General features: G+C 59.1%; 25 protein-coding genes. 16 read left to right on the top strand and 9 right to left on the bottom strand.

Going from position 1 to position 24843, the window contains the following annotated elements:
• Positions 1–42 precede the first annotated feature (42 nt).
• The 3 genes from AC1RKJ_RS18585 to AC1RKJ_RS18575 all read left to right on the top strand — a co-directional run bounded on the left by AC1RKJ_RS18585 (position 43) and on the right by AC1RKJ_RS18575 (position 4180).
• Positions 43–2238: an amylo-alpha-1,6-glucosidase gene (locus AC1RKJ_RS18585; RefSeq protein ID WP_492792796.1), complete on the top strand. Its 2196-nt coding sequence runs from the start codon at positions 43–45 to the stop codon at positions 2236–2238.
• 52 nt (positions 2239–2290) lie between these two features.
• Positions 2291–2836, top strand: a complete 546-nt coding sequence (locus AC1RKJ_RS18580) for a PRC-barrel domain-containing protein (RefSeq protein ID WP_492792385.1) — start codon at positions 2291–2293, stop codon at positions 2834–2836.
• Between the two features lie 72 nt (positions 2837–2908).
• Entirely contained in the window at positions 2909–4180 is a 1272-nt protein-coding gene (locus AC1RKJ_RS18575) for an MFS transporter (RefSeq protein WP_492792795.1), read from the top strand.
• A 148-nt stretch (positions 4181–4328) separates the two neighbouring features.
• Here the strand turns inward: AC1RKJ_RS18575 and AC1RKJ_RS18570 are convergent, their stop codons facing one another.
• Both AC1RKJ_RS18570 and AC1RKJ_RS18565 read right to left on the bottom strand, forming a co-directional pair.
• Entirely contained in the window at positions 4329–5138 is an 810-nt protein-coding gene (locus AC1RKJ_RS18570) for an alpha/beta fold hydrolase (RefSeq protein WP_492792384.1), read from the bottom strand.
• A gap of 98 nt (positions 5139–5236) precedes the next feature.
• On the bottom strand, positions 5237–6250 hold the full coding sequence (locus AC1RKJ_RS18565; RefSeq protein ID WP_492792383.1) for a LacI family DNA-binding transcriptional regulator: 1014 nt from the start codon (positions 6248–6250) through the stop codon (positions 5237–5239).
• A 138-nt stretch (positions 6251–6388) separates the two neighbouring features.
• Between AC1RKJ_RS18565 and AC1RKJ_RS18560 the strand changes: the two genes are divergently transcribed.
• The 6 genes from AC1RKJ_RS18560 to AC1RKJ_RS18535 are packed head-to-tail and all read left to right on the top strand — an operon-like array spanning position 6389 to position 11320.
• Complete coding sequence (locus AC1RKJ_RS18560) at positions 6389–7279, top strand: dioxygenase family protein (RefSeq protein WP_492792382.1); 891 nt, start codon at positions 6389–6391, stop codon at positions 7277–7279.
• Between the two features lie 7 nt (positions 7280–7286).
• On the top strand, positions 7287–8033 hold the full coding sequence (locus tag AC1RKJ_RS18555; RefSeq protein WP_492792381.1) for an SDR family NAD(P)-dependent oxidoreductase: 747 nt from the start codon (positions 7287–7289) through the stop codon (positions 8031–8033).
• Between the two features lie 10 nt (positions 8034–8043).
• Positions 8044–8940, top strand: coding sequence for a beta-keto acid cleavage family enzyme (locus tag AC1RKJ_RS18550; RefSeq protein ID WP_492792794.1), 897 nt, complete (start codon positions 8044–8046; stop codon positions 8938–8940).
• Between the two features lie 22 nt (positions 8941–8962).
• Entirely contained in the window at positions 8963–9970 is a 1008-nt protein-coding gene (locus tag AC1RKJ_RS18545) for a quinone oxidoreductase family protein (protein ID WP_492792379.1), read from the top strand.
• A gap of 4 nt (positions 9971–9974) precedes the next feature.
• The gene (locus AC1RKJ_RS18540; protein ID WP_492792378.1) at positions 9975–10325 is read left to right on the top strand and encodes a cupin domain-containing protein; all 351 of its coding nucleotides are present in this window, start codon (positions 9975–9977) and stop codon (positions 10323–10325) included.
• Between the two features lie 29 nt (positions 10326–10354).
• A complete protein-coding gene (locus tag AC1RKJ_RS18535) occupies positions 10355–11320 on the top strand; it encodes a Bug family tripartite tricarboxylate transporter substrate binding protein (RefSeq protein WP_492792377.1) in 966 nt (321 codons plus the stop codon).
• A 176-nt stretch (positions 11321–11496) separates the two neighbouring features.
• Here the strand turns inward: AC1RKJ_RS18535 and mddA are convergent, their stop codons facing one another.
• The gene (gene mddA, locus AC1RKJ_RS18530) at positions 11497–12219 is read right to left on the bottom strand and encodes a methanethiol S-methyltransferase (RefSeq protein WP_492792793.1); all 723 of its coding nucleotides are present in this window, start codon (positions 12217–12219) and stop codon (positions 11497–11499) included.
• Between the two features lie 718 nt (positions 12220–12937).
• Positions 12938–13555, bottom strand: a complete 618-nt coding sequence (locus tag AC1RKJ_RS18525) for a LysR substrate-binding domain-containing protein (RefSeq protein ID WP_492792376.1) — start codon at positions 13553–13555, stop codon at positions 12938–12940.
• 203 nt (positions 13556–13758) lie between these two features.
• On the opposite strand from AC1RKJ_RS18525, the gene AC1RKJ_RS18520 reads away from it, so the two are divergent.
• The 4 genes from AC1RKJ_RS18520 (at position 13759) to AC1RKJ_RS18505 (ending at position 16549) form a co-directional block, all read left to right on the top strand.
• Positions 13759–14703, top strand: a complete 945-nt coding sequence (locus AC1RKJ_RS18520; RefSeq protein WP_492792375.1) for a metallophosphoesterase family protein — start codon at positions 13759–13761, stop codon at positions 14701–14703.
• A gap of 14 nt (positions 14704–14717) precedes the next feature.
• The gene (locus AC1RKJ_RS18515) at positions 14718–15119 is read left to right on the top strand and encodes a cupredoxin domain-containing protein (RefSeq protein ID WP_492792374.1); all 402 of its coding nucleotides are present in this window, start codon (positions 14718–14720) and stop codon (positions 15117–15119) included.
• A gap of 132 nt (positions 15120–15251) precedes the next feature.
• The gene (locus AC1RKJ_RS18510; protein ID WP_492792373.1) at positions 15252–15803 is read left to right on the top strand and encodes a sigma-70 family RNA polymerase sigma factor; all 552 of its coding nucleotides are present in this window, start codon (positions 15252–15254) and stop codon (positions 15801–15803) included.
• Complete coding sequence (locus AC1RKJ_RS18505) at positions 15800–16549, top strand: anti-sigma factor family protein (protein WP_492792372.1); 750 nt, start codon at positions 15800–15802, stop codon at positions 16547–16549. Before AC1RKJ_RS18510 ends, AC1RKJ_RS18505 begins: the two co-directional genes overlap by 4 nt.
• Positions 16550–16851: 302 nt before the next feature.
• Here AC1RKJ_RS18505 and AC1RKJ_RS18500 read toward each other — a convergent pair whose 3' ends face one another.
• Together AC1RKJ_RS18500 and AC1RKJ_RS18495 are read right to left on the bottom strand one after the other, a co-directional pair.
• Positions 16852–17358 (bottom strand): DUF3455 domain-containing protein, encoded by a 507-nt coding sequence (locus AC1RKJ_RS18500; protein ID WP_492792371.1) that lies wholly within the window; start codon positions 17356–17358, stop codon positions 16852–16854.
• Between the two features lie 198 nt (positions 17359–17556).
• Positions 17557–18552: a helix-turn-helix transcriptional regulator gene (locus tag AC1RKJ_RS18495; RefSeq protein ID WP_492792370.1), complete on the bottom strand. Its 996-nt coding sequence runs from the start codon at positions 18550–18552 to the stop codon at positions 17557–17559.
• 945 nt (positions 18553–19497) lie between these two features.
• On the opposite strand from AC1RKJ_RS18495, the gene AC1RKJ_RS18490 reads away from it, so the two are divergent.
• Positions 19498–20196, top strand: coding sequence for a winged helix-turn-helix transcriptional regulator (locus tag AC1RKJ_RS18490; protein ID WP_492792369.1), 699 nt, complete (start codon positions 19498–19500; stop codon positions 20194–20196).
• 121 nt (positions 20197–20317) lie between these two features.
• Here the strand turns inward: AC1RKJ_RS18490 and AC1RKJ_RS18485 are convergent, their stop codons facing one another.
• The 3 genes from AC1RKJ_RS18485 to AC1RKJ_RS18475 all read right to left on the bottom strand — a co-directional run bounded on the left by AC1RKJ_RS18485 (position 20318) and on the right by AC1RKJ_RS18475 (position 23052).
• Positions 20318–21145: an outer membrane protein gene (locus tag AC1RKJ_RS18485; protein WP_492792368.1), complete on the bottom strand. Its 828-nt coding sequence runs from the start codon at positions 21143–21145 to the stop codon at positions 20318–20320.
• Between the two features lie 359 nt (positions 21146–21504).
• Positions 21505–21894: a hypothetical protein gene (locus AC1RKJ_RS18480; RefSeq protein WP_492792367.1), complete on the bottom strand. Its 390-nt coding sequence runs from the start codon at positions 21892–21894 to the stop codon at positions 21505–21507.
• Positions 21895–22134: 240 nt separating this feature from the next.
• Positions 22135–23052: a hypothetical protein gene (locus AC1RKJ_RS18475; RefSeq protein WP_492792366.1), complete on the bottom strand. Its 918-nt coding sequence runs from the start codon at positions 23050–23052 to the stop codon at positions 22135–22137.
• 159 nt (positions 23053–23211) lie between these two features.
• Between AC1RKJ_RS18475 and AC1RKJ_RS18470 the strand changes: the two genes are divergently transcribed.
• Together AC1RKJ_RS18470 and AC1RKJ_RS18465 are read left to right on the top strand one after the other, a co-directional pair.
• On the top strand, positions 23212–23532 hold the full coding sequence (locus AC1RKJ_RS18470; RefSeq protein WP_492792364.1) for a hypothetical protein: 321 nt from the start codon (positions 23212–23214) through the stop codon (positions 23530–23532).
• A gap of 123 nt (positions 23533–23655) precedes the next feature.
• Entirely contained in the window at positions 23656–24339 is a 684-nt protein-coding gene (locus tag AC1RKJ_RS18465) for an outer membrane protein (RefSeq protein WP_492792363.1), read from the top strand.
• Positions 24340–24843 lie beyond the last annotated feature (504 nt).

Below are 24843 nucleotides of genomic sequence, written 5' to 3'. Positions count from 1 at the left end.
CCACTGGCCGCCCTGTCATCATCTGAGGGTCAACACATGGCAATGGAATCTTTGACGGAAATAACGGCGATCCGTGAAATGGAAACACTTACGGAATCGCCATTCTACATCCCGATGACCGGTCCCGCCGCGCGTCCGCGCCGCGCGCTGAAGCATGACGACACCTTCATCGTGCTCGATAGTCATGGCGACATAGGAGCTTCTGCCGGCGGACCTGATGGTCTTTTCAACGCCGATACCCGGTATCTTGCACGGCTGGAATTGCTGCTGGATGATATGCAGCCACTGCTGCTCGGTTCCAACCTGCGTGACGACAACTCGTCACTGACAGTTGACCTCACCAATCCCGATGTCTTCCGCGATGGAAAGATCGTACTGCGAAAAGACATGCTGCACATCGTGCGCACGATCTTCTTGTGGCGCGGTACTGCATATCAGCGGATCGGCCTTCAGAACCATGGGGAATGCCGCGCCAGTTTCAATTTGAGCCTGCTTATCGACAACGATTTTGCGGATCTGTTCGAGGTTCGGGGCGAGCAGCGCCCACGGCGCGGGGTTGGCTCCGGCCGCCTTCTCAGCCCCGCCGATGTTTTCTTCGAGTATGTGGGACTCGACGAAAGGCTCCGGGACACCACATTGCATTTCGACCCTGCTCCGTCGCATCTCGCTGTGAATCGCGCAATCTATCATCTGGATCTCGCCCCACGACAGACGACCTCGCTATTCATAGCCGCGTCCTGCAACAAATCAGCCGCCCATAAGCCCATCCCCTTCTTCCGCGGCTTGCTGGCCCACCGCCGCGAGATGCGACAGTCGACGGCGGGCGCAACAACCATCGAAACCTCCAACAATATCTTCAACGAGGTGCTCTGCCAGGCAAGCGCCGATCTTAACATGCTGATGACGGAAACGCCGGAAGGCCGTTATCCTTATGCGGGAATTCCATGGTATTCGACCACATTCGGGCGCGATGCCCTGATTACCGCTTTGCAAATGCTGTGGATTGATCCGCGCATCGCGCGCGGCGTGCTGAAACGGCTCGCGAGGCATCAGGCCAGGACGGTCGATCCGCTTGCTGACGCCGAGCCTGGGAAAATCCTGCACGAAATGCGCGGTGGGGAGATGGCCGCGCTGCGCGAGGTGCCGTTCGGAAAATACTACGGCAGCGTCGACTCCACGCCGCTGTTTGTTTTTCTCGCCGGCCTGTATGTCGAACGTACGGGTGACGAGGAAACGTTGCGCGAACTCTGGCCCGCAATCGAAGCAGCCTTGCAATGGACCGACGGCGACGGTGACCCCGATCAGGACGGCTTCGTCGAGTACCGGCGTGCTTCCGAGCAAGGGCTTGCCAATCAGGGCTGGAAGGACTCGTTCGATGCGATCTTCCACGCCGATGGCCAGCTTGCCGAAGGATACATAGCCCTCGCGGAAGTCCAGGGCTACGTTTTTGCCGGCAAGCAATTGGCCGCATGTTCCGCGCGGCGCTTGGGTCTGGCTGATCGGGCGGCGAAACTCGAGGCCGAGGCACACCTTCTCGCTGAGCGTTTCGAGGCAGCGTTCTGGTGCGAGGAACTCGGCACATACGTCCTTGCGCTGGACGGAGACAAAAAGCCCTGCAAGGTACGAACGTCGAACGCCGGGCAGGTTCTCTTCACCGGCATTGCGAGCGAGAAGCACGCACGCATGGTCGCCGCAGAGCTGTTGCGACCTCACTTTTTCACAGGGTGGGGCATCCGCACGGTTGCGCGCGGCGAGGCCCGATATAATCCGATGTCCTATCACGACGGCTCCATCTGGCCGCATGACAATGCACTGATTGCTCTCGGACTTGCGCGTTACGGCCTGAAGCATTCGGTCGAGCAGGTGTTCAAGGGATTGTTCGACGCCGCGACCTATATGGATCTGCGGCGACTTCCCGAATTGTTCTGTGGTTTTCAGCGTGAACGCCGCCAAGGACCGACACTTTATCCCGTCGCCTGCGCGCCGCAGGCCTGGGCCAGCGCAACACCGTTTACGCTGCTCGAAGCCGCACTCGGTCTTGAGTTTGACCCAGAGCGTGGTGAGATTCGTTTTCGCAACCCACGGCTGCCGGCTTTCCTCAATGAGGTCATTCTGCGGAATCTTCAACTCGGAGATTCCAGCGTCGATTTGCGGGTCCAGCGTCAAGGGGAAGATGTGTCGCTCGAAATTCTGCGCACCCGCGGCAAAATTCAAGTTTCGATCGTTCTGGCTCGCTGAGCGGATCGCCATTCCAAGACGGCGACAAATCAGCCTGCAAGGAGTGTTTTGAATGAGCGCCATCCGTCATGCCGAGGCCATCGCGATCATCGTGGCGGCGACAGTCTGTTTCAGCGGCCCTTCGAAAGGCGAAGATGCCATATCTCCACTAGTTGCCCCAAGCTCATCTGCGGCAAGCGACGGTGCCTCACGGAACATCCAGCCACCCAAGGCTCCTGCCGTGCCCGCGCCAGGAGAGGCTTCGCCGCCACCCTCGATCTCAGTGATTGATGCGATAGAGGCGCGAGGCATTCTCGGCCGCGACGTTCGCAGCCCGGCCGACGAAAACATGGGCCGGATTGTCGATGTGATCGTCGATCGCGGTGGCAGCGTACGCGCCGCGGTGATCGATTTTGGCGGATTTCTTGGCGTCGGCAGCCGCAAGATTGTGGTCGACTGGAGCGCATTGCATTTCTGGAACGTCGCGAACAAGCGCGAGAGCATCACCCTCGAATTGACGCGTGACCAGGTAAAGGCTGCGCCCGAATACAAGGAAGACAAGCCGATGGTGGTGCTCGGCGCATCCGGCAGCCTGTCGCCACTACGCTTCGTCCCCTAGCCGTGGAGTGTTAAGTTGTCCAGCCAGACGACCATACACACGGCCGAACGGGATGGCGGCGACCATAGTGACATTCCGCGAAATGATGCGCCTGGAAGCGCACCCGATTCCGGCGAGCCGCAGGTTCACTCCCCTTCGCGCCGAAGTTTGCGCGGCCTCGACTGGTTCATTTTCTTTCTAGCTGACGTGCAAACGGGATTCGGCCCCTTCGTCGCCGTGTATTTGACAACTCAGAAATGGACCCAGGTCGAGATCGGTCTCGTGCTCTCGGTAGGCGGCCTCGTCGCCCTAATCGGACAGATGCCCGGCGGAGCCATCGTCGATGCTACGCGTTCGGCACGCAAGGCGGCCGGTCTCGCACTCTTCGTCATCGCAATCAGCGCACTTTCATATGCGGCATGGCCCATCTTTCCCGTTGTGATGACCGCCGCCACGCTCCATGCCGCCGCAAGCTGCGTACTCGGTCCGGCGATTGCCGCGATCAGCCTCGGGCTGGTCGGGCCCCTCGCAGTCGGCGAACGGCTGGGACGCAACGCGCGCTATGCATCGCTCGGCAACGGAGTTGCAGCAGCCGTCATGGGTGCATGTGGCTACTTTCTATCGAGCCGATCGGTGTTTCTTGTCACCTTCATTATGGCCATTCCCACGCTCATCGCCCTGTCACGCGTGCGTGACCGTGAAATTATCTCTGAACACGCACTGAAAATCAGACTTGAGAACGCGCAGGTCAGCAAAACCACGAGCATTCGCGATCTCGTCCGGCAGCGGCCGCTTTTGATCTTCGCAAGCAGCGTTCTGCTGCTTCAGCTGGCGAATGCCGCCATGCTGCCGTTGATGGCCGGCGTGGTCACGACCCGCTCCGCCCAGTGGGCACCGGTGCTGATTGCTGCGTGCATCATCGTTCCGCAAGCCATCGTGGCGCTCACCTCGCCCTCCGTCGGACGCATTGCGCAGAAATGGGGACGAAGGCCGCTGTTGCTGCTCGGCTTCGCTGCATTGGTCGTTCGCGGCGTGCTGTTCGCATCCGTCAGCGATCCATATTTGCTCGTCGTGGTTCAGGTATTCGATGGCATCACGGCTGCCGTCTTCAGCGTGATGATTCCGCTGATCGTCGCCGACATCGCGTTCGGCAGTGGTCATTTCAATCTTGCCCAAGGCATTGTCGGTACCGCAACCGGGATCGGCGCCTCGCTCAGCACGGTATTGGCCGGATACGCGGCCGATCGTTTCGGCGGCAGCATTGCCTTCCTTGGGCTTGCCGCGGTCGCAGCTGTGGGTCTGGTGATGATCTGGACCATCATGCCGGAGACGCGGCGCAGTCCTCGCAACCCGGCCGTGGGGTGAGTTATTTTACTCTTGATGGGCAGCAGGCTACGTTTCAGCCGCTCAATCGCCAGCAATTCCATGAATGAAGACAACCGGCGTTCCCTGCCCTTCGTTCAGATAGTTCAACTCATAACGACCAACGTGAACAATCGGCATCTTCGCAATCCTATGCTTTCGCCCGCGAGCAAGACGTCTGCCTCAAGTCGAGAAATGAGGAAACCACCTCGATAAACTCGTCGGGCGATTGCGCCATAGGTGCATGACCGCAGCCCGGCATTTCGATCAAGCGCGCGTTCTGAATAGCGGCCGCCAGTTGGCGAGACATCTCGGGCGGTGTAGCGACATCAAGTTCACCAACCACGACCAGTGTGGGATTGCGAATGTTGCCGATCGATGGACCGAGATCCAGCGCCGCCAAAGCCTGACAAGCTTCCGCAAAGAATAACGGATTCGTTTTGACCAGCGAAGCGCGACGCTCGACCACCACTCCGGGATTCGCCTTGACGTAGTCTTCCGGAAACAGCCGCTTCATAGCCACATCGACGATGCTCTCCATACCGCCCTTCCGGACCTGCTCCGCCATGCCATAGAACGCTTCCTTGCCGGGCTTCGGAAAACCGAGACCGGTATCGGCGAGTATCAGGCGATCAAATCGTTGACCGTGACGGATCGCCAACGTGCTTGCGACGAAGCCGCCAAACCCGTTGCCGAGAACATCTGTCGTTGTCCCGAGGTCGAGAGCATCGAACAGTCCCGATATCCGGTCAGCGATCCCCTCAATCGTCGCGCCCGCCGAGGATGACTCTCCAAAGCCCGGAAGGTCCGGAACAATGACCCTGCGCTCGCGTGCCAAAAGCGGCACAAGCCGATCGAAGATAGACCGGTCCGCCAGCAGCGAATGCAAAAGAAGAATCGGCTTCCCCTGCCCCGTCTCGATGACATCGAGATTTCCATTGCTCACCTGAATGGAAGCCATAGTTCGCCCTTTCAATAAACGCCCAAATTGTTCGATGAGCCGGTTGTCGGATTTGATGGATTCGACGCTTTCGACATGCGCCACGCGTCCGCGCTCAACTAAGCCATTGGCGGTCGGGTCGAGCGGCGTACGATCAGCCACGGACGGGTGACGACTTGCGGCACACCCTGATGAGTGCCGTTGATCAGATTGAGCAGAAGCTCGCCCGTGTGTTCGCCCATCTCACGATGGCTGATCCGGATCGTCGACAGCGGCGGATTGACCAGATCGACCATCGGCATGTCGTTGTGGCCGATGACCGAGACATCCTCCGGACAGCGCCGGCCTTGCTCGTGCAGAGCCTCATAGACTCCCAGCGCAAGCAGATCATTCGCGGCAACCACCGCCGTGGCATCGGGACATCGAGCGAGCAGCAGCCGCGCGGCCGGAAGCCCCGCCTCGCGTGTGAAGGCCGCAGCCTCCTCAATATCAGGTGCGGCGGGGTGGAGCCCCGCAGCACTCATCGCCTCGACAAAGCCGCGCCGGCGCAGCGAGCCGGTTGACAGCATTTGTGGTCCGGCAACGTGGACGATGCGGCGATGTCCGAGTTCGATCAAATGTGCGACGGCCAAACGCATGCCGGCGATATCGTCGGACACGACCGAGGGGACGCGCGCTTCACCTTCCGCGCGGTTCACCAGCACGACCGGCACCTGCCACCGTAGGCAACGTTCCACCGCGTCGTCCTTGAGCGCGACATTGGCGAGCACCAGTCCATCGACCCGGCGCGCCACCAACATTTGGATAATGTCTCCCTTGCCCGCGTGCTCGAGTGCCTGATCGGCGACAATCAGCGCATAGCCCCGCGCCGACAGCGTGTGTTCGAGTCCGCTGATGATCGGCGAAAAGACCGGGTTGGCGATGTCCGGAACGATGATGCCGATCAGCTTCGAACGGCCGCTGCGCAGACTCGCCGCCGCCGAATCCGGACGGTAGCCGAGCCGGTCCGCGGCCTCGAGCACACGGCGAACCACGGTTTCACCGAGCTGGCCTCGGCGCGCCGGATCCAGCGCTCGCGACACCGTCGATGGGTGGACGCCCACCTCCCGCGCCAGGTCCTTGATGGTCGTCATTCCAGCCACGAATCGCACCTTATGCCTGGCGCTTGACTTATGCAATCGATTGCATTAGAAAGCGTGCAATCGATTGCACGATTCAAAAAGCGCGATACGGCGTGACCAACTGCACCAAGGGCCAGGCAGGGAGGCCGGATGATCATCACGCGCCAGCAAGACGTCACCGAAGTGGTGCTCGACGCCATGAACGGCGCGCCCAACCCACGGCTCCGCCAGGTGATGGGGTCTTTCGTTCGCCATCTGCACGATTTCGCCCGTGAGGTCCGGCTGACCGAAGCGGAGTTCGAGTTTGCGATCGATTTCCTCAACCGGATCGGCCAAGCCACAAACGACAGCCACAACGAAGGTGTGCTGTTCAGCGATGCCGTTGGCCTGTCGACGCTGGTGTGCCTGCTGAACAACGGCCAGGACGGCGCGACCGAGACAGCTGCGGCGTTGCTCGGTCCGTTCTGGCGCGCAAACGCACCCCGCACCGAAAATGGCGCCTCGATCGTGCGCTCACCGACGCCTGGCCCGCCGCTCTTTGTTGATTGCGTGATTCGCGATTCCCACGGCGCGCCGCTGCCGGGTGTCCGCGTCGATGTCTGGCAGGCCTCGCCGTCGGGAATGTACGAGAATCAGGATGACAGTCAGGCGAATATGAACTTGCGCGGCGTCTTCCAGACGGATGCTGACGGCCGTTTCGCATTCCGTTCGGTGAAGCCTGCGGGCTATCCGGTACCGACCCATGGCCCAACCGGCGAGATGCTGGCCGCGCAACGTCGCCATCCGTTTCGTCCCGCGCACCTGCATATCCTCGCGCATAAACCCGGTTTCAAAACACTCATCACGCAGATCTTCGTCGACGATGACAAGCATCTCGAAAGCGACGTGGTGTTCGGCGTGACGAGCGCGTTGATCGGCGACTTCCGCAAGGGCGAGGGCCCTGCACCGGCGCCGGATGTCACCGGCGAGTGGTTCAGCCTCAGCTACACATTCACGATGGAGCCCGGTGAATCCGTGCTCCCGCATCCTCCAATCAAGTAAGTTGTCAATGACGAAACCTCTGTCGGACAAGGTTGCAGTTGTCATCGGCGGCTCTGGTGGCATCGGTGCTGCTGCCGCGCTGGCGCTCGCAGCCGAAGGCGCGGCCGTCGTCGTAACGTGGCGCTCCGGCGAAGCTGCTGCCAACACTCTGGTGGCGAAGCTGCCAGGCACAGGCCATCTCGCGCGACACGCCGTGGTGGAGGACACCGCGACGCTGACCGCCCTTGCCGCCGAAGTCGAACGTACGCTTGGCCGCTGCGATATTCTCGTCAATACCGCCGGCTATACGAAGCCGGTTCCGATTGGCGATCTCGATGCCCTCACGGATGATTTCATCGACGACATGTTCAAGGTGAACTGGCGCGGCCAGTTCGCTGCGATCCGCGCCTTTGCGCCGCTGCTGAAGGCGTCCGGTGATGGCTTGATCGTCAATGTCTCGTCGATTGCCGGACTGAGCGGCGTCGGCTCCAATCTCGCATATGCGGCGATCAAGGCCGGCATCGACACCATGACGAAGTCGCTCGCACGTGCGCTCGCCCCTGCCGTGCGCGTGATGTCGGTGTCGCCGGGTGTAGTCGCGACCGATTTTGTGCCGGGCCGCGACGCCGCAGCACTTGAGAAAGTCGCGGCGACCATTCCGCTCAAGCGTGTTGCGACAGCCGAGGATGTCGGCCGCGCCATTGCGGCCTGCGCGACCCACCTCACCTATTCAACCGGCTCGCTGATCGTCATCGACGGCGGCCGGGCGCTGTAAGGAAATCATGATGCGTCCGATGCTCGACAAGATCGTCATCACCTGCGCCGTTACCGGCAATCTGACCCGGCCGGACCAGACGCCGCATCTGCCTATCACTCCTGAGGAAATCGCCGAGGCTTGTCTCGGCGCGGCAGACGCAGGCGCCGCCATCGCACATATCCATGTCCGCGAACCCGGCTCCGGCGCGCCATCGATGAAACTCGAATATTATCGAGACGTCGTCGCGCGCATCCGCGCCCGCAACCGCAGCCTGGTCCTGAACATTACGACCGGGCCGGGCGGGCGCTTTGTTCCCTCGAAGGACGATCCAAAAATCGCCGATGTCGGCACCACGCTGATGAATCCGGAAGAACGCGTCGCGCACATCACTGCGCTGAAGCCGGATATCTGCACACTCGATCTCAATACGATGAATTCCGGCGCTCAGGTGGTGATCAACACGCCTGGCAATGTCCGCCGCATGGCCAAGGTCATTCGCGCCGCCGGCGTGAAACCGGAGATCGAACTGTTCGACTCAGGCGACATTGCACTGCTGCACGATCTGCTGGCCGACGGCACGCTTGGCGGTCCGGCACTCACGTCTTTTGTGATGGGCGTGAAATACGGTTTCCAAGCGTCACCGGAAACCGTGCTTTATGCGCGGGGGCTGCTTCCGCCCGGTGCGCATTTCACGGCGATCGGCATCGGCCGCTCCACCTTCCCGATGGTGGCGCAGTCTGTCCTTGCCGGCGGACATGCCCGCACCGGCATTGAGGACGGCGTATATCTCGAGCGCGGCATGCTCGCGCCATCCAATGCTGCCATGATCGAGAAGGCTCGGCGCATCATTGAGGAGCTCGGAGCACAGATCGCGACACCGGCAGAAGCGCGCGCCCTGTTCGATCTGCCGAGCAGCGCCGCATGACATCGCATTGCCGAGGAAACGCATGACGACACACACCGGAATCACGGCCACCTGCCTGCGGATTGCCGCCAAGGTCGAACGGATCGAGCTGGTCGCGCCGGTGATCGAGCAGCGGACACTCGTCCGCGGCAGCGATGCTGATGCACTCGTCGAGGTCAGGGCCGCCGCTGTGAACCCGTCCGACGCCAAGGCCGCGATCGGGATGATGCCCCATGCCGTATTCCCGCGGACACCGGGCCGCGATTTCGCCGGCGTCGTGCTCGAAGGGCCGGCCGAACTTGTCGGCAAGGAAGTGTTCGGCTCCTCCGGCGAGCTCGGCATCCGGCGCGATGGCACCCACGGCACTCATCTCTTGGTCGAGGCTCAAGCGCTGGTTCAGAAGCCGGCAAATATCAGTCTCGCTGAGGCTGCCGGCATCGGCGTGCCATTCGTGACGGCGCAGGAAGGTTTCCGCCGCGCCGGCATGCCGAAGGCGAGCGAGACTGTGCTGATCCTCGGCGTCAACGGCAAGGTCGGACAGGCCGCCGCACAGATCGCCTCGTGGCAGGGCGCGCGCGTGATCGGCGTTGTGCGCAAGGACGAACCCTATGTCGGTCACGCGCATGGCGAAGTAACCGTGATCGATTCCAGCCGCAGCGACGTTGCGGCTGCGGTGCGCAACCTGACTGGAGGCCATGGCGCCGATATCGTCTACAACACAGTCGGCGAGCCCTACTACGACGCGGGAACGAAATCGCTCGCCCATGCAGGCCGGCAGATCTTCATCGCGTCGCTCAAAACGGCCGTTCCTTTCGACATCTTCGCCTTCTATCGCGGCCGGCACACCTATTTCGGCGTCGACACGCTCGCCTTCTCCTCGATCGCAGCGGCCGAAGTGCTGCGGGATCTCGTGCCGGGCTTCGCATCCGACGCGTTGAAGCCCTTTCCGATCGAAGCAAATGCGATCTATCCGCTGGAGCGCGCGGCGGAGGCCTATGCCGCCGTACTCGGCTCGTCGCGCAACCGCGTCGTCTTCCTGCCAAACGGGTGAACAAATGCATATCGTCCGACTGCACGATGCTCCCCGCTACGAGGCTCCCGGCCACAACGATATGCGAATGTTTCGCCTGCAGGGCCGCGACGCAGGACCCGCCGACACGATGTGGCTTGGCATGAGCCAGATCCTGCCTGGCGGCGGCATTACACCCTCCGCATCTCCAGAAGAAAAGCTTTACGTCGTCCTTGATGGCGAGGTGACGTTCGAGACGCCGGACGGCATTGCTGTTCTCGGCACCTGGGATTCCTGCCGCATCGCGCCGAACGAAACACGCGCGTTGCGCAACGAGACGAAACGACCGGCAGTGGTATTGCTTGCGATGCCGCTGCCTAACACCGCCAGAGGCTGAAAGCCCAACATTACACAGGGAGAGAAATTATGGATCGTCGACAATTTATGATCGGCTCCGGCATCGCCGCAACCGCAGTACTGACCGGCAACCGTGCCAACGCGCAAACCTATCCCAGCCAGCTCGTGCGGATTGTGGTGCCGTTCTCCGGCGGCAGCATGACCGACATTCTCGCCCGCACAGTGGCGGAAAAGCTCGCGGCGAAGTGGAAACAGCAGGTCATCGTAGAGAACAGGCCCGGCATCGCCGGTGTCAGCAGCATCGCCAAGGGGCCGACAGACGGTTCGCAGATCATGCTCACGTCGAACGGGCACAGCGTGGTCGGCGCCGTCAACAAGAACCTCGGCTTCGACCCGGTGAAGGATTTCGTCGCCATCAGCCGCGTTGCAACCACGCCCGCGATCCTGATCGTGCCGCCCGATGCGCCATTCAAGACGCTGGCCGAACTGATCGCCGCGGCCAAAGCCAAGCCGGATTCCCTGAGCTATAGCTCCGCCGGCATCGGCAGCTCGACCGGTATCGCTGCCGAGCTGTTGAAGCAGGTCTCTGGCACGAAGATGGTGCTGGTGCCGCATCGCGGTCTTCCGGAATCACAGGTCAGTATCATGCGCGGCGACACGGTCCTTGCTTTCACCTTCTTCAATGTGGGCGGCGACCTGATCCAGTCCGGCAAGTTGCGGGCACTCGCCGTGACGGGCAATCAACGGCTGCCGCAACTGCCCGACGTGCCGACCTTCGCGGAAGCGGGGTTGCCGGCTTTTGAATACAACAGCTGGTTCGGAATGCTGGCGGCTGCGGCGATGCCGAAACCCATCGTGAACCAGATTGCCCAGGATATCGCCGAAGTCCTCAAGGATTCGGCCGTCATCAAACAATACGCGGTGCAAGGCGTCACGATCACGAGCTCGACGCCTGACTCATTCGAAGCGGAACTGCGCAGCGACGCGGAACGCTATGGCAAGCTCATCCTGGCTTCGGAGTCATCGACCCGCTGATTGCCAGGATGATAGACGGCGTGTTCGCCGCTTGGCCGATTCTGCATTGGGCATGAATGACCAAGGCACGACCGGCTGTTGCATACTGACCCGCAGCTAACCGCACGGCGCCAAGCTGCGAGAAAGGAGCATAAAAAATCTTCGCACGCGGCCTCGTTGCCGCATGCCGAGGAATTTCAGAAAATACCCGGAAGCAGCATGGCGACGCGGGCACGATAGCGCCGGTACTCTTCGCCGAACAGCACGATCAGATCGCGCTCCTCGAGGTAGATTCCGACGAAGATGTAGGCGGTCGTGACAGCGGCGAAGAGCAGATGGCCCACGGTCATCGTCGGCGTCGACCAGAATGCGATGATAAAGCCCAGATAGATCGGATGCCGGATCAGACGGTAAAGTCCAGGTGTCTTGAACTTGACCGGCGCAACAACGCGTCCGGCAAAATTGCCGATCACCTGCGTAAGACCGAACAACTCGAAATGGCTGATCAGAAACGTGCTGTAGAGCACGATCAGCCAGCCCACGAAGCCGCCGGCAACGGCGAGATCGGCCAGAATCGGGGTCTGGATGTCCCACACGACGGCGGGGATCGGGCGCCATTGCCAGAATAGCAGCAGCAACAGCAGACTTGCCGACAGCACGTAGCTGCTTCGTTCGATGACAGGCGACGCGACCCGCACGAACACCCGCTTGAAGCCCTGCCGCGCCATTCCACTGTGCTGAACCGCGAACAGCGACAACAAGACCAGGTTAATGACGACTGCATTGAGAACAGAGGTTTCGACGCCGGTATCGACCGTCTTCGGCACCATCAGGCGCGAGACGAACCCGACGGCGTAAAGAAACGAGCAGAGAAAAACCAGATAAGCTACCGCGCCATAACACAGCGCGAGGGTCCTCATGGCAACCGTCGTCACAGTCGCAAGCAGGCTTTGGTTTATTTGGGTGGTAGCCATTTTATTACTCCTCTCTCAATCACTTCCCCGGCGCGGGTGCAGTGAAGCGCGACGGGATTCACAGGCCCGACCGCGAGAAGAAAATCGTCCAGGCGCGATCAACATTGTGCGCACCTATGCTCGACTGGCTTGCCGCGGACACCGCGTTATCAATGCTGTCGCGATACAGTTCTTGATGCATTGTTCAGACGTCAACCAAGCCGGCTGACGCCAAAGGCGATACCTGAATTTACGCCTGGCCGCCGTGTGCGTATGTGAGGGAGATCACACTCTTTCCCTCTTGTTTGCGTGCGATTGACGCGGACTCAGGTGCATGACTGAAGTCAGCCGCGTGTGAGGCCGCACGTGAAAATACGGCAAAACCCTTGAAGCTAAAACTGGATCACGGCGACGTGAGCGGAGACAAAATGCCACTTGCGTGACGACTTGCGGTGTTGCTTCGGAGCCAAAGCGGTCGCAACGCCGGATCGGCAAAAACGCAGCTTTTTGTATCGTCCGGTATAGGAACCTTTATGTCGCCGCTGCGCGTCGGCACGCAGAACAAAATCACACTGCTCCGCCTGCTGCCGGAGCGCCGAGGCGATCCAGCTTAGCCGTCGGCAAAGCACGACCAATGTTGGCTGACTATGTCGTCGGCCCCTCGGCCGGGCACATCTGGGCTATCCTATATCGTATCCGCCGTAGCAGTAAGCGTCTCACGCAGCCAGCGGTGCGCGGGTTGATCGTCGAAGCGCCGGTGCCACAGCATGATGCTCCGCAGCTTTGGCGCGTCGAACGGCAGTTCCCTGATTTCGATCGGATAGGCCCTGCGGAATTCCTGCGCAATCTGGCGGCCGAGCACAGCCACCAGATTGGATTGCACCAGCACCGCTCCGGCCGACAGATAGGGCGTCTCCAGCGCAATGGAGCGCGACAGGCCGCGTGCTGTCAGAACCGCATCCACGAAGCTGACGTCCTCGCCGCTGGAAGATATTGCCAGGTGCGGTAAATGAGCAAAGGCGGACAACGTCAGCTTGCGGCGCAAGGCCGGATGCCCTCGTCGCAGCACCGCGACATAGCGATCTTCGATCAGCGGCTGCGAGACAAAGCGTTCGGCAGATGCTTCCCGCGCCGAGATGACGAGATCAAGTTCACCCCTTTCCAGCAGTTCGAGCAAATCGAGCGTGCCGCTCGGTCGCAGCGACAAGCGGATGTGCGGAGCCTGCGCGCGGCAGGCCGCGACCAGCAAAGAAATTCTCCGGAACCCGGACTGGCTGGCTGAGGCGAGAGGATTCGAACTCACGCATTGCTGATCGAACCGGTCTCTGGCGGAGCGTTCGCAAATTTTGGAAAAATCCAGCTAAATCAATGGGTTTAATCCGCGTTGCCGGCCGACTAGGGAAGCCGCCGCCGATAAGCAGCCGTGCACCTCAACGGGAATAAAGCTTCAACTCGGCCAGTCTCCTCATTGAAAGCCAGTATTTGGGCTCATGGAGGGAGACAGACATGACTAAACGCATTGATGACGGCCAGCCTGATCATGATCGCCGCCATGCACTGGAATGCATGGTCTGGGCAGGTACTGGTGTGCTCTGGGGCATGAGTGGCGGCGTTCCACATTCAATCGGTCTCATCGGCGACGCCCTTGCTGCCAAGCCGAAGGGCTTCACATTTTTGCAGATGAGCGACAGCCATATTGGGTTCGACAAGGCAGCCAATCCAGATGCACTCGGCACCTTGCGGGAAGTGGTCGCCAAGGTGAAGGCTATGAAGGAGAAGCCGGCATTTATTATTCACACCGGCGATATCACGCACCTCTCGAAGGCCACCGAGTTCGACAACGCCCAACAAGTCTTCAGCGAGACCGGGGCACAAATTCACTATGTGCCGGGCGAGCACGACATCATCGACGAAGATCGCGGCAAGGCCTACCTCGAGCGCTATGGGAAGGGCTCAAAGGGCGCGGGCTGGTATAGCTTTGACGATAACGGTGTTCACTTCGTTGGCCTGGTCAATGTCGTTGACTTGAAAGGCGGCGGTCTTGGCAATCTCGGCGCTGAGCAGTTGGCTTGGCTTGAGTCTGATTTGAGAGACAGGTCCAATAGCACGCCTATCGTCGTATTCGCTCACATACCGTTGCAGGTGGTCTATCAACAATGGGGGTGGGGCACGGAGGATGGCACGCAGGCGCTGATGCTGTTGAAGCGCTTCGGCTCCGTTACTGTTCTCAATGGGCACATTCATCAGCTGGTGCAAAAGGTCGAAGGCAACATGACCTTCCACACCGCGATGTCGACGGCGTTCCCGCAACCCGCACCGGGTACGGCACCATCGCCAGGTCCGATGCTGGTGCCTGCCGATAAGCTGCGGTCCATGCTTGGGTTGTCCAGCATCAGCGTCGTGCAAGGCGATAAGCCGCTCGCCATCGTCGACCACAGGCTCGCAAGCTAATGATAGGGCACGAGATGAAGGTCATCAAAGATTGCTTCCATGCCTTGTCAGGGCGGGTTGCCGACAACCGCGCCATCGCCATTGCGACGCTGCTGGGGCCAATCGTTGGCGTCGTTCTGGCGTTAGGATCGCTGTCGGCGGATGAAGCCAAAGCTCCCTCCGCAACGACCATCACCATCGATAATTTCACATTTGGACCACCCGAATTGACCGTTGCTGTCGGTACAACGATCACGTGGGTAAATCACGACGACATCCCGCATTCAGTGGTCGAGAATGACAAGAAGTTTCGATCGAAAGCACTCGATACGGATGATTCCTACTCATTCAATTTCGCGACAGCCGGGACGTTTCAGTATTTTTGCGGGTTGCACCCCCATATGGTTGGAAAGGTGATCGTGAAGCCCTCAAGTTGAAAAAGCGCAAATCACAAAATCTTTAACGACGGGTCGGCGTTTGAATTGCAGTCGTATCGTACTTCCAGCACCATACTAAAAGGCTCCGCTCCGGTACCGGATGCTCGATCGGAGCGGGTGCAAGCGCATGCGATGGGTTCAAATTTGACTACGAAGGATGACCGCACTCTATTCAATGAGGTGTTTCTGCCATACCTCGCAGAGGCCTATCGCTTGGCGCAATGGCTGACCGGTAACGCATCTGACGCAGAGGACGTCGTCCAAGATGCGGCGCTCCGCGCGTTTCGCGGAATAAAAGGCTTTGGTGCCATCAATGCGCGAGCATGGTCGCTGACGATCGTGCGCAATACTGCCTATAGCTGGCTTTTAAAGAACAGACCAAAGACAGTCGTTTTCGCCGAGCTTGATACTGCTGAACAGCAGGAAGTTGAATTTCAAAACGCATACACCGAGCGAAAATCTACGCCGGAAGAAGACATCATTCTTAAAGCGGACATCGCTGATCTCCGCAACGCGCTGAATCTACTGCCAACCCCGCTTCGGGAAATCATCGTTCTAAGAGAAATGCATCAATTAAATTATCGCGATATTGCCGAAATAACGAATATTCCCATCGGCACTGTTATGTCCCGGCTATCGCGCGCTCGTCAATTTTTGATCGAACGCTTGAGGGACCGCCCATGATGATCGCCTCAAGGCAAAACAACGAAGAGGACCTTTTGCAGGCCTATTGTGACTCCGCCCTTGATCCGACTGCGGCCGCAGAATTCGAGCAGCGCATGGCAGCCGATCCCTTCTTACGTGCGCGTTACAATCAAATCATGTCTTTACGCCAAGCTTTACACTCGTTGCCTCAGAATACGCTGCCTGAGGATTTACTGAAACGAGTTACATCATCGCTGGACGCTGAACGAGTTCAGCATCATGGCTGGTCGTGGCAGGCGATGGCGGCGTCAGCGCTAGTCGGCGCGGCGCTGGCCGGGTCAGTCATGCTGTCCATTCATCGCCTAAGTCAGCGTCAGGAAATCACCCAACAGGTGGTCGCGAGTCACATTCGCGGACTATTGGCGCCGCAGCCGTTCGATGTCGCATCGTCGGACAAACACACTATCAAACCGTGGTTCACGACGCGCATCCCGGAATCGCCGCAGGTTATAGATCTTGCGGCGCAAGGCTTTGTGCTCGCAGGCGGAAGAGTTGACGTAATCGGCCGCGAACCGGTTGCAACCATCGTCTATCGGCATGCAGCGCACGTCGTAAGCGTAACCACGCTTCGCCAGAACCAGTCGTTGCCTTTCGAAATGATGGCTGGATACAACGTCCGTAGTTGGGTCGATCGCGACTTCACTTATGTCGCTGTCTCAGATTTGCCGGCCGAAGACCTCATGGCGTTCGAATCCGCATTTAGGTCAGGGATGTCGCATCAATGAATGCTGGTGTCCCCAGAACCGATCGTTGCAGATAATCCCTCCAACTCACTCGCTACACAGCGGATTAAACCCCACTTCGCTCAGCCTACGACGGCCCGTCAGCCCAAGATGTGTCCATCAAAGACCTCCGCCCGCAATGCCACCACCACCGCGCAGTGGGTTTATTTTCCCGTCTCCGGCGCGAGTCTCCAAAAAACGGGAATTCTTCGACGGATATTCGGATCCGCCTCAACAGTGGCTACGGTTTCGACAACGTCGGATGATCAACAAGTCTGCCGACCTCGACCAGGATGAACGCAGAGCTAGCCGCGCAGGAACACATAATCTGCGGAGTACGGTACGCCGCGGAAGCGACCGGCCTCGTCGCAAACTCCACGCACAACTCCGCCTTGCGTATTGATACGCTGCACGTTGGTCACGCCGGACAAAATTCCGCTGCCGCGTTGGTCCACGACATCGAGCCTTAGCCATGGGATGTCATCTTCCGTCGCGCCGGGGGAGCTGCTGACCGATTTGGCGCGCACTATGCTGCCATCGACATGCTCCCAACGTGGCCCGGCGTAGTGGCGTCCAATGGTGCTACCGTCAAGAATAAGTGTGGCGGTTGGCTCGCGGGCCTGCCACGCGAGCTTTCCGTCGGAGGTGCGCATGCATTCATAGACTTGAGCGCCCTCCGCATGGAAGATGGCAGCAATTGGCAGATTGTTTGTTGCAATTGCCGATGGCACTTGGGCGGATAGCTGAGCGGCTGCCAGCAAACCAACGCTGAGTGATAAGGCGAATAGTTGTGTTTTCCAGTGAGCGTACATTGGGTATTAACCTCGCGGCGTTCTGATCAGGATGAGAGTGAACTTCGCCGGAACCCTAATCCTGCATAGACACACGCGCGCCCTTCGATCGGGGGATGCAAGAGGCGGAATTATACGAAGCATCCATCCGTGAGGATGCTAACCGCCGCCACCTCGGGAGACGAATCCACAGCCATTACAAATCCGCGGCACAACGCCTTAGACCAATGCGTTCCTGGCCCCAGCATGTCTAATGTCACTGGGTGTGACGCCATAGTGTCTTCGAAAGCAGCGGTTGAAGTACGAAAGGTCTCCGAAACCTACATCGTAAGCAATTGCGCTCACGTGACGCTCGTCCGCATGCGGTTTACACAGAATTCGATGCGCTCGTGTGATGCGCTGCCCAAGCACGTAAGCGGAGAATGTATTGCCGTCGAGTTCAAAGAGTCTCTGAAGTAAACGGGGGGTTACTCCGAGATATGTCGCCACTTTCCCGATCGACAAGTCTCGTCGGCTGATGTTCGCAGCGATGTAGGCTTTGGCGACTTGCAGTCGTGCCGCCCGCGCGCCGCGCCTTTTGGCAGTCTCCGCGGTGTCGCGCGTCGCACCAAGGGTGAGTGCGAGAAGATCATGCACATGCCCGATGGCAAGATGCTGAAGGCCACGCAACCTCAACACGTTCTCGTCCATCAACGTGTCTGTATAGTTTGTCAGCAGCTGGAGGGCCGCCGACCGTTGTGGGATCAATCGCATGACGGCGTCGTCGACGTCAACAACAAGGGAGAGAACCGAATGCGGAACCCGATGCGAGGCATAGTTGCCGTAAGAGGAGCGCTCAAATGTCGTGACGTCATCACCGCTCAGCAGCACAGCATCTCCTTTGTGGAGCATGACCTCCCGACCACGCGCACGCACGGAAAATGGCTCCCCTCGATTGACGAAAAGACCAAGATCATCATCCGAAATAGAGGCTTGCGTTCGCGTGACCCGGCCGCCTGACATCGCGCCCCGCAACAGATGCAGTCCCGGCAAGATACGGGAGGTTATACAGGCGGCAAATGGCCTGTCCCTGGCAGGCTCAATTTCCACGCGAAAAACAGTTCGTCCGTAATGCTCGCGCCACATGGCGACCCGGTCTTTCTCCGGCAGTTCGTTCGTCGAAAAGCACACAGTCCTCAAACTGGATGGACCGCTCATAAGACTGGCTTTCGGCAAGCACGAATCGTCGTCATGGGATTCATCGTCGCACCCATCGGTTCGGTCATATGGAATCCGGATCGTTTGCGGATCAAATCTAGGCCGAACGCCTGCGCACCGCGTCCTACGATCGGAGGATAAGCTGCGGGTTCTCCATAGATCGAGCCCGGAATCGGTCGAACGGGCTTTTGACCCCGGGCGGATGTTTCGATCAGCCGCATGACCGAGGCGTTGGCAACGAGTTGGTTTGGGGCGCGGCGCGCTCTTTCTAACCCGCGGGACTTTCACCATCACTCGCTGCCGCTACATGGCTTCGCTTCCACACAGCGCTATACTGCTGCAACTTGTTTCACGACGCGGAGTCCACTTTGTTGGATTGCGTTCAACCCTCGACCGGAGATCATTCAGATCCGTGAAAACATCGACCTGCCGCTGCGTCAGACGTAGAATCTCATCAACGATCTAAGACGTCATCGTTGTTGCAAGTCTTTTTCATTGTTTATCGCAATTCGCCGTCGCCTGGTGCGGTGAACAACGGACTGCTGCGAACAATGTCGTTTCAGGCCTAGTCCCTGTCGCGTGAGTCCAAGACGACGAAGCCATCCCCACGCTATTTTTTCCCGGAAGCTCATCCTGTCCCCCCGCGGCGTTTCGTCTGGTTGGTCGAATGATTTACGTGCGCGCGCTCAGTCTTGAAGATTTGGCATAGTGAGAAGATTTGTGAATCGTCGAATTCACTGTTTTGTCGAGCCAAGCATTTTCGCCCTCTCGACAACTTGAGCCGCGAACGGCGGATTGTAGTGCAGTGCATCATTCCCTCAACGGACTTCGTTTCGGTCAAAAGGCGTTGTCGCCGATCGCGACCCCGACCAAGTCCGCGTCTCGCGCCATTGGTTCTGGAATCGTCAGACCGATAGAGGATGAGAAGCGCGACGCCATAATATCAATTCGTTGGAGAAAATTATGACCATAGGCAGCTACAGGCAATTCTGTCCGGTCGCGATGGCCGCGGAGATACTATGCACGCGCTGGACCGTGGTTCTGCTCCGCGAACTCGTTGCTGGTTCGACGCGCTTTAACGAGTTGCGTCGAGGCGTTCCACGAATGTCGCCGGCTCTGCTCTCGCAGCGCCTGAAAGACCTTGAAGTAGCCGGCATCGTCGCCCGCACAGCGTCGGCCTCGGATTCCGGCATCTTCGAATATCATCTGACGGCGTCTGGCCGCGAACTCGGACCCATTGTGGAGGCGTTCGGAATTTGGGGGCAGCGCCAGATCGAAGCTGATTTGTCGCTCCAGCATCTCGACGTCCAACTCCTGATGTGGGACATGCGGCGCAATCTGAATACAACGCCGATGCCGTCGCGACGTAGCGTGATACAGTTCGTCTATCCGGAACTCACCGCCACGCAGCGCTCCTGGTGGCTGCTCGTCGATCCCGATGACAGCGTCGATCTCTGTTCAATTGATCCCGGATTCGATGTCGATCTCTATGTGTCCGTCGATCTGCGGACCATGACAGCGATCTGGATGGGACTCGACACAGTGCGCGCCGCCATTGCGAGTGGACGGCTGATACTGACCGGAAACCGACAACTCGCCTCAGCCATGCAAGCTTGGCTCGGCCTCAGTCCTTTTGCGAAGGAACGGAAGCTCGCGAGTTGAACCGCATACAGAGAAGGGCAACAGCCAAAACTGGTGAGCTGCAGGAATCCGCGCAAAATAAAAAAACCGCCCGGCGCAGGGCCGGGCTTGAGTTTTGTCCGAAGAGGATTTTCGGACCTTGTCAGTACTTGTAGCTGACGCCTGCCCGCACGATGTCGTAGCGAAGTTCGCGCAACCATGACACGCCGCAGGGGCCGCCAAAGAAGCAATTATCTGAAGGCAGGTTAAGTGTGTTCGACAGGCTGCCAAGGTCGACGTGCAGGTATTCCGCCCGGCCTATCCAGTTTTGCCCGAGCATCCATTCGACGCCGGCGCCGGCGACCCAGCCTGTCTTGAGCGTCGATGAATTGGCCACCGTCGCAATCGGCTCGCTACTGGCGCCGCAACCATCAAGACAGCTCACGCCGAGCGAGGTCCGAACGTCGGCGAAAGCGACGCCGCCGGTGCCATAGACCATGATCCGGTCGACCGTCCAGCCAAAGCGCGCGCGCACGGTGGCGATCGATCGCGTGTCGCCGTTGACGGTTGCAAAACCAAATCCGTTATCGCTACAAGCTTCACTGTCGACAGAGGTTTGGCGGCAAAACGAGGATCGCGAAGCGGTCCACTGCCAATCGCCCTCGACGCCGACCACCCAGCTTGGGGCGAACTGCCAGTTATATCCGGCGTGGAGGCCGCCGATGACCGAATCGCCGCTCGTCGACAACCGCTGAAAATTGTTCTCGTCGCCATTCTGGAAAAAATTCGAGGTGCCGTTGCTATGCTGGAACGCCCCGCCGATATCGCCGCCGACATAGAATCCCGACCAATTGTAGCTCGGGACAATCATCGGCGCCTTGGTATAAGTTGGCGCAGGAACATCGCCTGCAAGCGCCGCAACAGAACTGACAGCAATGAGCGCCGTCGCGAGCGCGGCAGCAAGACGAGTGTTTGTGACCGAGGTGGTCACGTTCTTTCCTTTGGTTGCTGCGACGCGGCCCTGACTTCGCTCTGCCAATCGACGCTCAAGTACGGCAGGCGCGAGACTCGACATGCGCGAACCTAGGTGCGGCCTCGATCTGAGACCTAGACATTGGCGACAATGAATTGGACCGAGGCGACATCGCGACATGTTATCGGCGGCTGATGCAGATTTGCTACATGCGGCCGAGTGAGACGTTAGCAATCCGAGAGAAGCAGGTATGTCGGCGGACGACGTGTTCCTGCCTCTGTGACTTCACTTCCGGCAATAAAAACGACGATGCGCGAAAATTTCTGATTTGGTTGCCGGCACGGCATCGCTGCGCGCGACGCCGTTCCGGCTGGAAGCTATCGGCCCATCAAGATAGGCGGCACCACGCCGCGTTCGATAAGCGGAGGACTTTCATAGCGACTGTGCTTGTGCCTGTGATTGTGATCACGAAGCCTTCCCTCATGCCCTCTATATTTGTGATCTGAACCGGGCTTCCCGCCGATACGCCCATCGCCGCGCCCGGGGCCAATCGGAGGTAACGGCTTGTCGATGGGTTTCTCAACAAGCCTGCTGTTGACCCTGCCCGCAACCTTGCCAGTGAGCGAATGGATGCTGGAATAATCGCTTCCAACGCGCTTACCGCCGGCCATGGCAAGTGCGCCGTCCACAGTCGCCGCCAGAGTAACTGCGGCTGCGATCATCGGAAGAATACGGATCGTGACCGTAACGTATGTCGGTATCTTCATCGACTATCCTCGTGTTGTACGCAGGCCCAGTGCGGCTGCGGAATTTTTTTGACTTCGTTCGGAAACGAGCCTCGGCGGGACCATAGCGTTTGCTGAATATTGTGCGTCCTGCGATCAGAGGATGCGGCCCAAAAATAGCGGGACGCTGTTCTCATCGTGATGAGCTTCAACGCGGGCGTCGGAAAAATCCGGCGCCCGCGTTTTCGTGCCACGATCTGTTTCGACCCGCCATTGTTTGACTTAATGTTTCTTGCGGTCGTTGTTGTCTTTCGCTGACGAGCCTGAGCTGGACCCACTCGTTGTCCTGGGCGTTTGGCTAACAGTAACGCCTCCCGTGCCCGCCGACGCAGAACCTGCCGACTGGCGATGATCGCGGACCGCCGATTGTGTTCCGTTGCTTGGCGATGGAGTCATATTGACGGTTCTGGGCGCGCTAGCCGGCGGCGGACTGCCGGGCTTCGGCGCAGAAACGTCATTACGATGATCGTGGACGACAGGTGCAGCGTTGCCCAGCGCATCGAGATTGCGATGACCGGTCGGTTGAGGAACAGGCTTTCCCGCTGCTATGGCTTTCTCTCGTACGACCTTATCGCGCGCTAGGTTATATTCATTCTTCGCCGTTGCGGGGTTGGCGTACGCAGCATTTACGCCAGCGGCCTTGAGTTGCCGGGCCAGCTCAGGATCCCAGACGTTATAGCTGGCTCCATTCGGCGCCAGGATCTTCTGTCCATTCTCAATCGGAACACCCTGTTTGACGGTATAAGAACTGGTGCCTCGCCCATCCGTAACAACGACGGTGGTGTACTGGCCATTCCAACCTCTGTTTGGGTCGTTGGCGATCGCCTTACCTTTGCCATCGTCCATACCCTTGCCATCGCCTCTCGGACCACCTGATGGCGTCCCCTCAGGCCGACGGTTATTCACCATTGTACATTCGCCCGATGCCGAGCAATTACGAGATACGCCCTCGTCAGTTAGCACGCAACTGTATGCGCCTGAATTCTCAACGGTGAACATACCGTCCAATTTCGTGCAGGCTCTCTTGGCGCCAGCAGCACCTACGCTCTTCGGCTTTGCAGACGCAACGTCCGTCAAAAGACCGAAATTGATAAGCGAGAGCGCTGCTGTCAGACATACCGCTTTAGGAAACTTGAGCATATCATCTCCGAATGAGTTTTCCGCGACGTTTGCGGACGAGTGTTAAGCTGCCAAAATCGCATGAGCTGCACGGCACGATAACGAACGGCGTTTCCCGCCGCGTCCTCCGATCGCATGACGCGGCAGCGGCAAGTTTACCGACATGATCCCACGCAGCTCATGAGCCGTCCTGTCAACCAGACACGTGACGAGCCGATAAAGCAGGAAGCAAACGTGATGAAGAACTACAGGAAGACGACTTCACTCATTGCGACACTCGCGGCGGGGTTTGTCCTGCTTGTTGCAGCCGACGGAGCGTTCGCGCGTGCCAACACCGGATCCCGCCCCATCAGCACGAGCGCCAGCAAACCTTTAGGCACAAATGCCGGTGCCGGCGGTAAAGGGGTTGGCGGCGAAGCCAACACAAATATCGGCGGCAGTTCCAGTGGAATGATCCCGCCACCGCCCCCGCGCCGCCATCACGGCCCTCCTCGCGGTTAGCATGCGGCAGAGAAAACCGGCTGGGGCGAATTGGATCTCGTGATGTGAGCCTCGCTCCGAGGGTCGCATCACATCTGAACGTTCGCCGCTCGCGGCGCGTTATGTAAGTTTCAGGAAATCTCAATGAATCGAATCTGGAATGGACTGGCTTTAGCTGCAACGCTTTCAGCGCCTGCTATGGCGACCGATATTGCGCAGCCCGTCTACAAGAAGGCACTGACCATCGATCCTGTTTACAACTGGTCGGGCTTCTACGTCGGTGCCCATGTCGGCTATGACTGGGGACGCGCCCGCGTCCTCGACAATGGCGTGTTAACGGAAAACGCCGTGCCGATGAACGGTGCCGTCGGCGGTCTGCTTGCTGGCGTCAACTGGCAGACCGGCGCTTTCGTTTATGGTCTGGAAGCCGATTTCGGAATGACTAACTTGCGCGGTGTAGGTGTCATCATCCCGCCAGCGCCGGTCGTGCAGCTCTCCAATCACTACAAGGTTGACTGGACCGGGACCGTTCGCGGTCGAATGAGTTATGCTATCATCCCGACTACGCTGGTGTACGTCGCGGGCGGCCCTGCCTTCGCAAACTTTGAATTCCGCGATGGCGATACATCGAACGCGGTTTCCCACCTACTCACAGGCTGGACCATTGGCGGCGGCATTGATCATGCATTGACGTTGAATCTGGTTGGCCGTCTCGAATACCTCTATACGGATTACGGCAACAGGAATCTTACGGTTACGCCAGGCGACATCTACAATGTTGGCTTCAAAACCCAAACACTTCGTGGAGCGATGATTTGGAAGTTCTAATCCTCCGAGCTGCCCCGGGTTCGCGGGCGAGCGGAGCTATCCTTCCAACCGAATGCAGCGTTGTCCTTCGATCGAAGGACGCGCGCCTCTTCAGCTGAAGCTATTTGAAAAACGGGTGTGGGAGAAAATCATCAAACGGAGAGTAACTGACCCATGACAAAGACCAGAAATCTTCTGATTGCATGCGCGATCGCTGTTGGAGCAGCATCCGGCAGCATCAGTTCTATATCGGCGACCGCCGCCCCCAAACTCGATTCCGTCGTATCTCAGTCCGCTATTATGCTGGCCTCGAACGTCGTCCGGCGTCCCGGCGATGCAGGCATCAAGCATCCAGGCAGCAATATTGTACGGCCGGTTATCCACGACAGTGCCAGTCGGACAGTGAATCGTCTTCCCGGCCGATCTATCGGCCTTGGGAAACCCCGCAAGATGCAGTGCCTCAACTACGGCGGTGCAAACAGGTGTAGGCCTGCCTAATAGCGAGTTCAGGAATATTTCGAGGAC

The organism is Afipia sp. GW822-FHT04G07 (assembly GCF_058800765.1).
This window is presented reverse-complemented; position numbering and strand designations above follow the sequence as displayed.

Coding starts and splice junctions, on each gene's coding strand:
- AC1RKJ_RS18585 (WP_492792796.1), top strand. CDS start 43: ATGGAATCTTTGACGGAAATAACGGCGATCCGTGAAATGGAAACACTT.
- AC1RKJ_RS18475 (WP_492792366.1), bottom strand. CDS start 23,052: ATGCTCAAGTTTCCTAAAGCGGTATGTCTGACAGCAGCGCTCTCGCTT.
- AC1RKJ_RS18545 (WP_492792379.1), top strand. CDS start 8,963: ATGACGACACACACCGGAATCACGGCCACCTGCCTGCGGATTGCCGCC.
- AC1RKJ_RS18580 (WP_492792385.1), top strand. CDS start 2,291: ATGAGCGCCATCCGTCATGCCGAGGCCATCGCGATCATCGTGGCGGCG.
- AC1RKJ_RS18560 (WP_492792382.1), top strand. CDS start 6,389: ATGATCATCACGCGCCAGCAAGACGTCACCGAAGTGGTGCTCGACGCC.
- AC1RKJ_RS18510 (WP_492792373.1), top strand. CDS start 15,252: ATGGGTTCAAATTTGACTACGAAGGATGACCGCACTCTATTCAATGAG.
- AC1RKJ_RS18465 (WP_492792363.1), top strand. CDS start 23,656: ATGAATCGAATCTGGAATGGACTGGCTTTAGCTGCAACGCTTTCAGCG.
- AC1RKJ_RS18470 (WP_492792364.1), top strand. CDS start 23,212: ATGAGCCGTCCTGTCAACCAGACACGTGACGAGCCGATAAAGCAGGAA.
- mddA (WP_492792793.1), bottom strand. CDS start 12,219: ATGAGGACCCTCGCGCTGTGTTATGGCGCGGTAGCTTATCTGGTTTTT.
- AC1RKJ_RS18550 (WP_492792794.1), top strand. CDS start 8,044: ATGCGTCCGATGCTCGACAAGATCGTCATCACCTGCGCCGTTACCGGC.
- AC1RKJ_RS18520 (WP_492792375.1), top strand. CDS start 13,759: ATGACTAAACGCATTGATGACGGCCAGCCTGATCATGATCGCCGCCAT.
- AC1RKJ_RS18570 (WP_492792384.1), bottom strand. CDS start 5,138: ATGGCTTCCATTCAGGTGAGCAATGGAAATCTCGATGTCATCGAGACG.
- AC1RKJ_RS18565 (WP_492792383.1), bottom strand. CDS start 6,250: ATGACGACCATCAAGGACCTGGCGCGGGAGGTGGGCGTCCACCCATCG.
- AC1RKJ_RS18505 (WP_492792372.1), top strand. CDS start 15,800: ATGATGATCGCCTCAAGGCAAAACAACGAAGAGGACCTTTTGCAGGCC.
- AC1RKJ_RS18500 (WP_492792371.1), bottom strand. CDS start 17,358: ATGTACGCTCACTGGAAAACACAACTATTCGCCTTATCACTCAGCGTT.
- AC1RKJ_RS18555 (WP_492792381.1), top strand. CDS start 7,287: ATGACGAAACCTCTGTCGGACAAGGTTGCAGTTGTCATCGGCGGCTCT.
- AC1RKJ_RS18515 (WP_492792374.1), top strand. CDS start 14,718: ATGAAGGTCATCAAAGATTGCTTCCATGCCTTGTCAGGGCGGGTTGCC.
- AC1RKJ_RS18540 (WP_492792378.1), top strand. CDS start 9,975: ATGCATATCGTCCGACTGCACGATGCTCCCCGCTACGAGGCTCCCGGC.
- AC1RKJ_RS18490 (WP_492792369.1), top strand. CDS start 19,498: ATGACCATAGGCAGCTACAGGCAATTCTGTCCGGTCGCGATGGCCGCG.
- AC1RKJ_RS18480 (WP_492792367.1), bottom strand. CDS start 21,894: ATGAAGATACCGACATACGTTACGGTCACGATCCGTATTCTTCCGATG.
- AC1RKJ_RS18535 (WP_492792377.1), top strand. CDS start 10,355: ATGGATCGTCGACAATTTATGATCGGCTCCGGCATCGCCGCAACCGCA.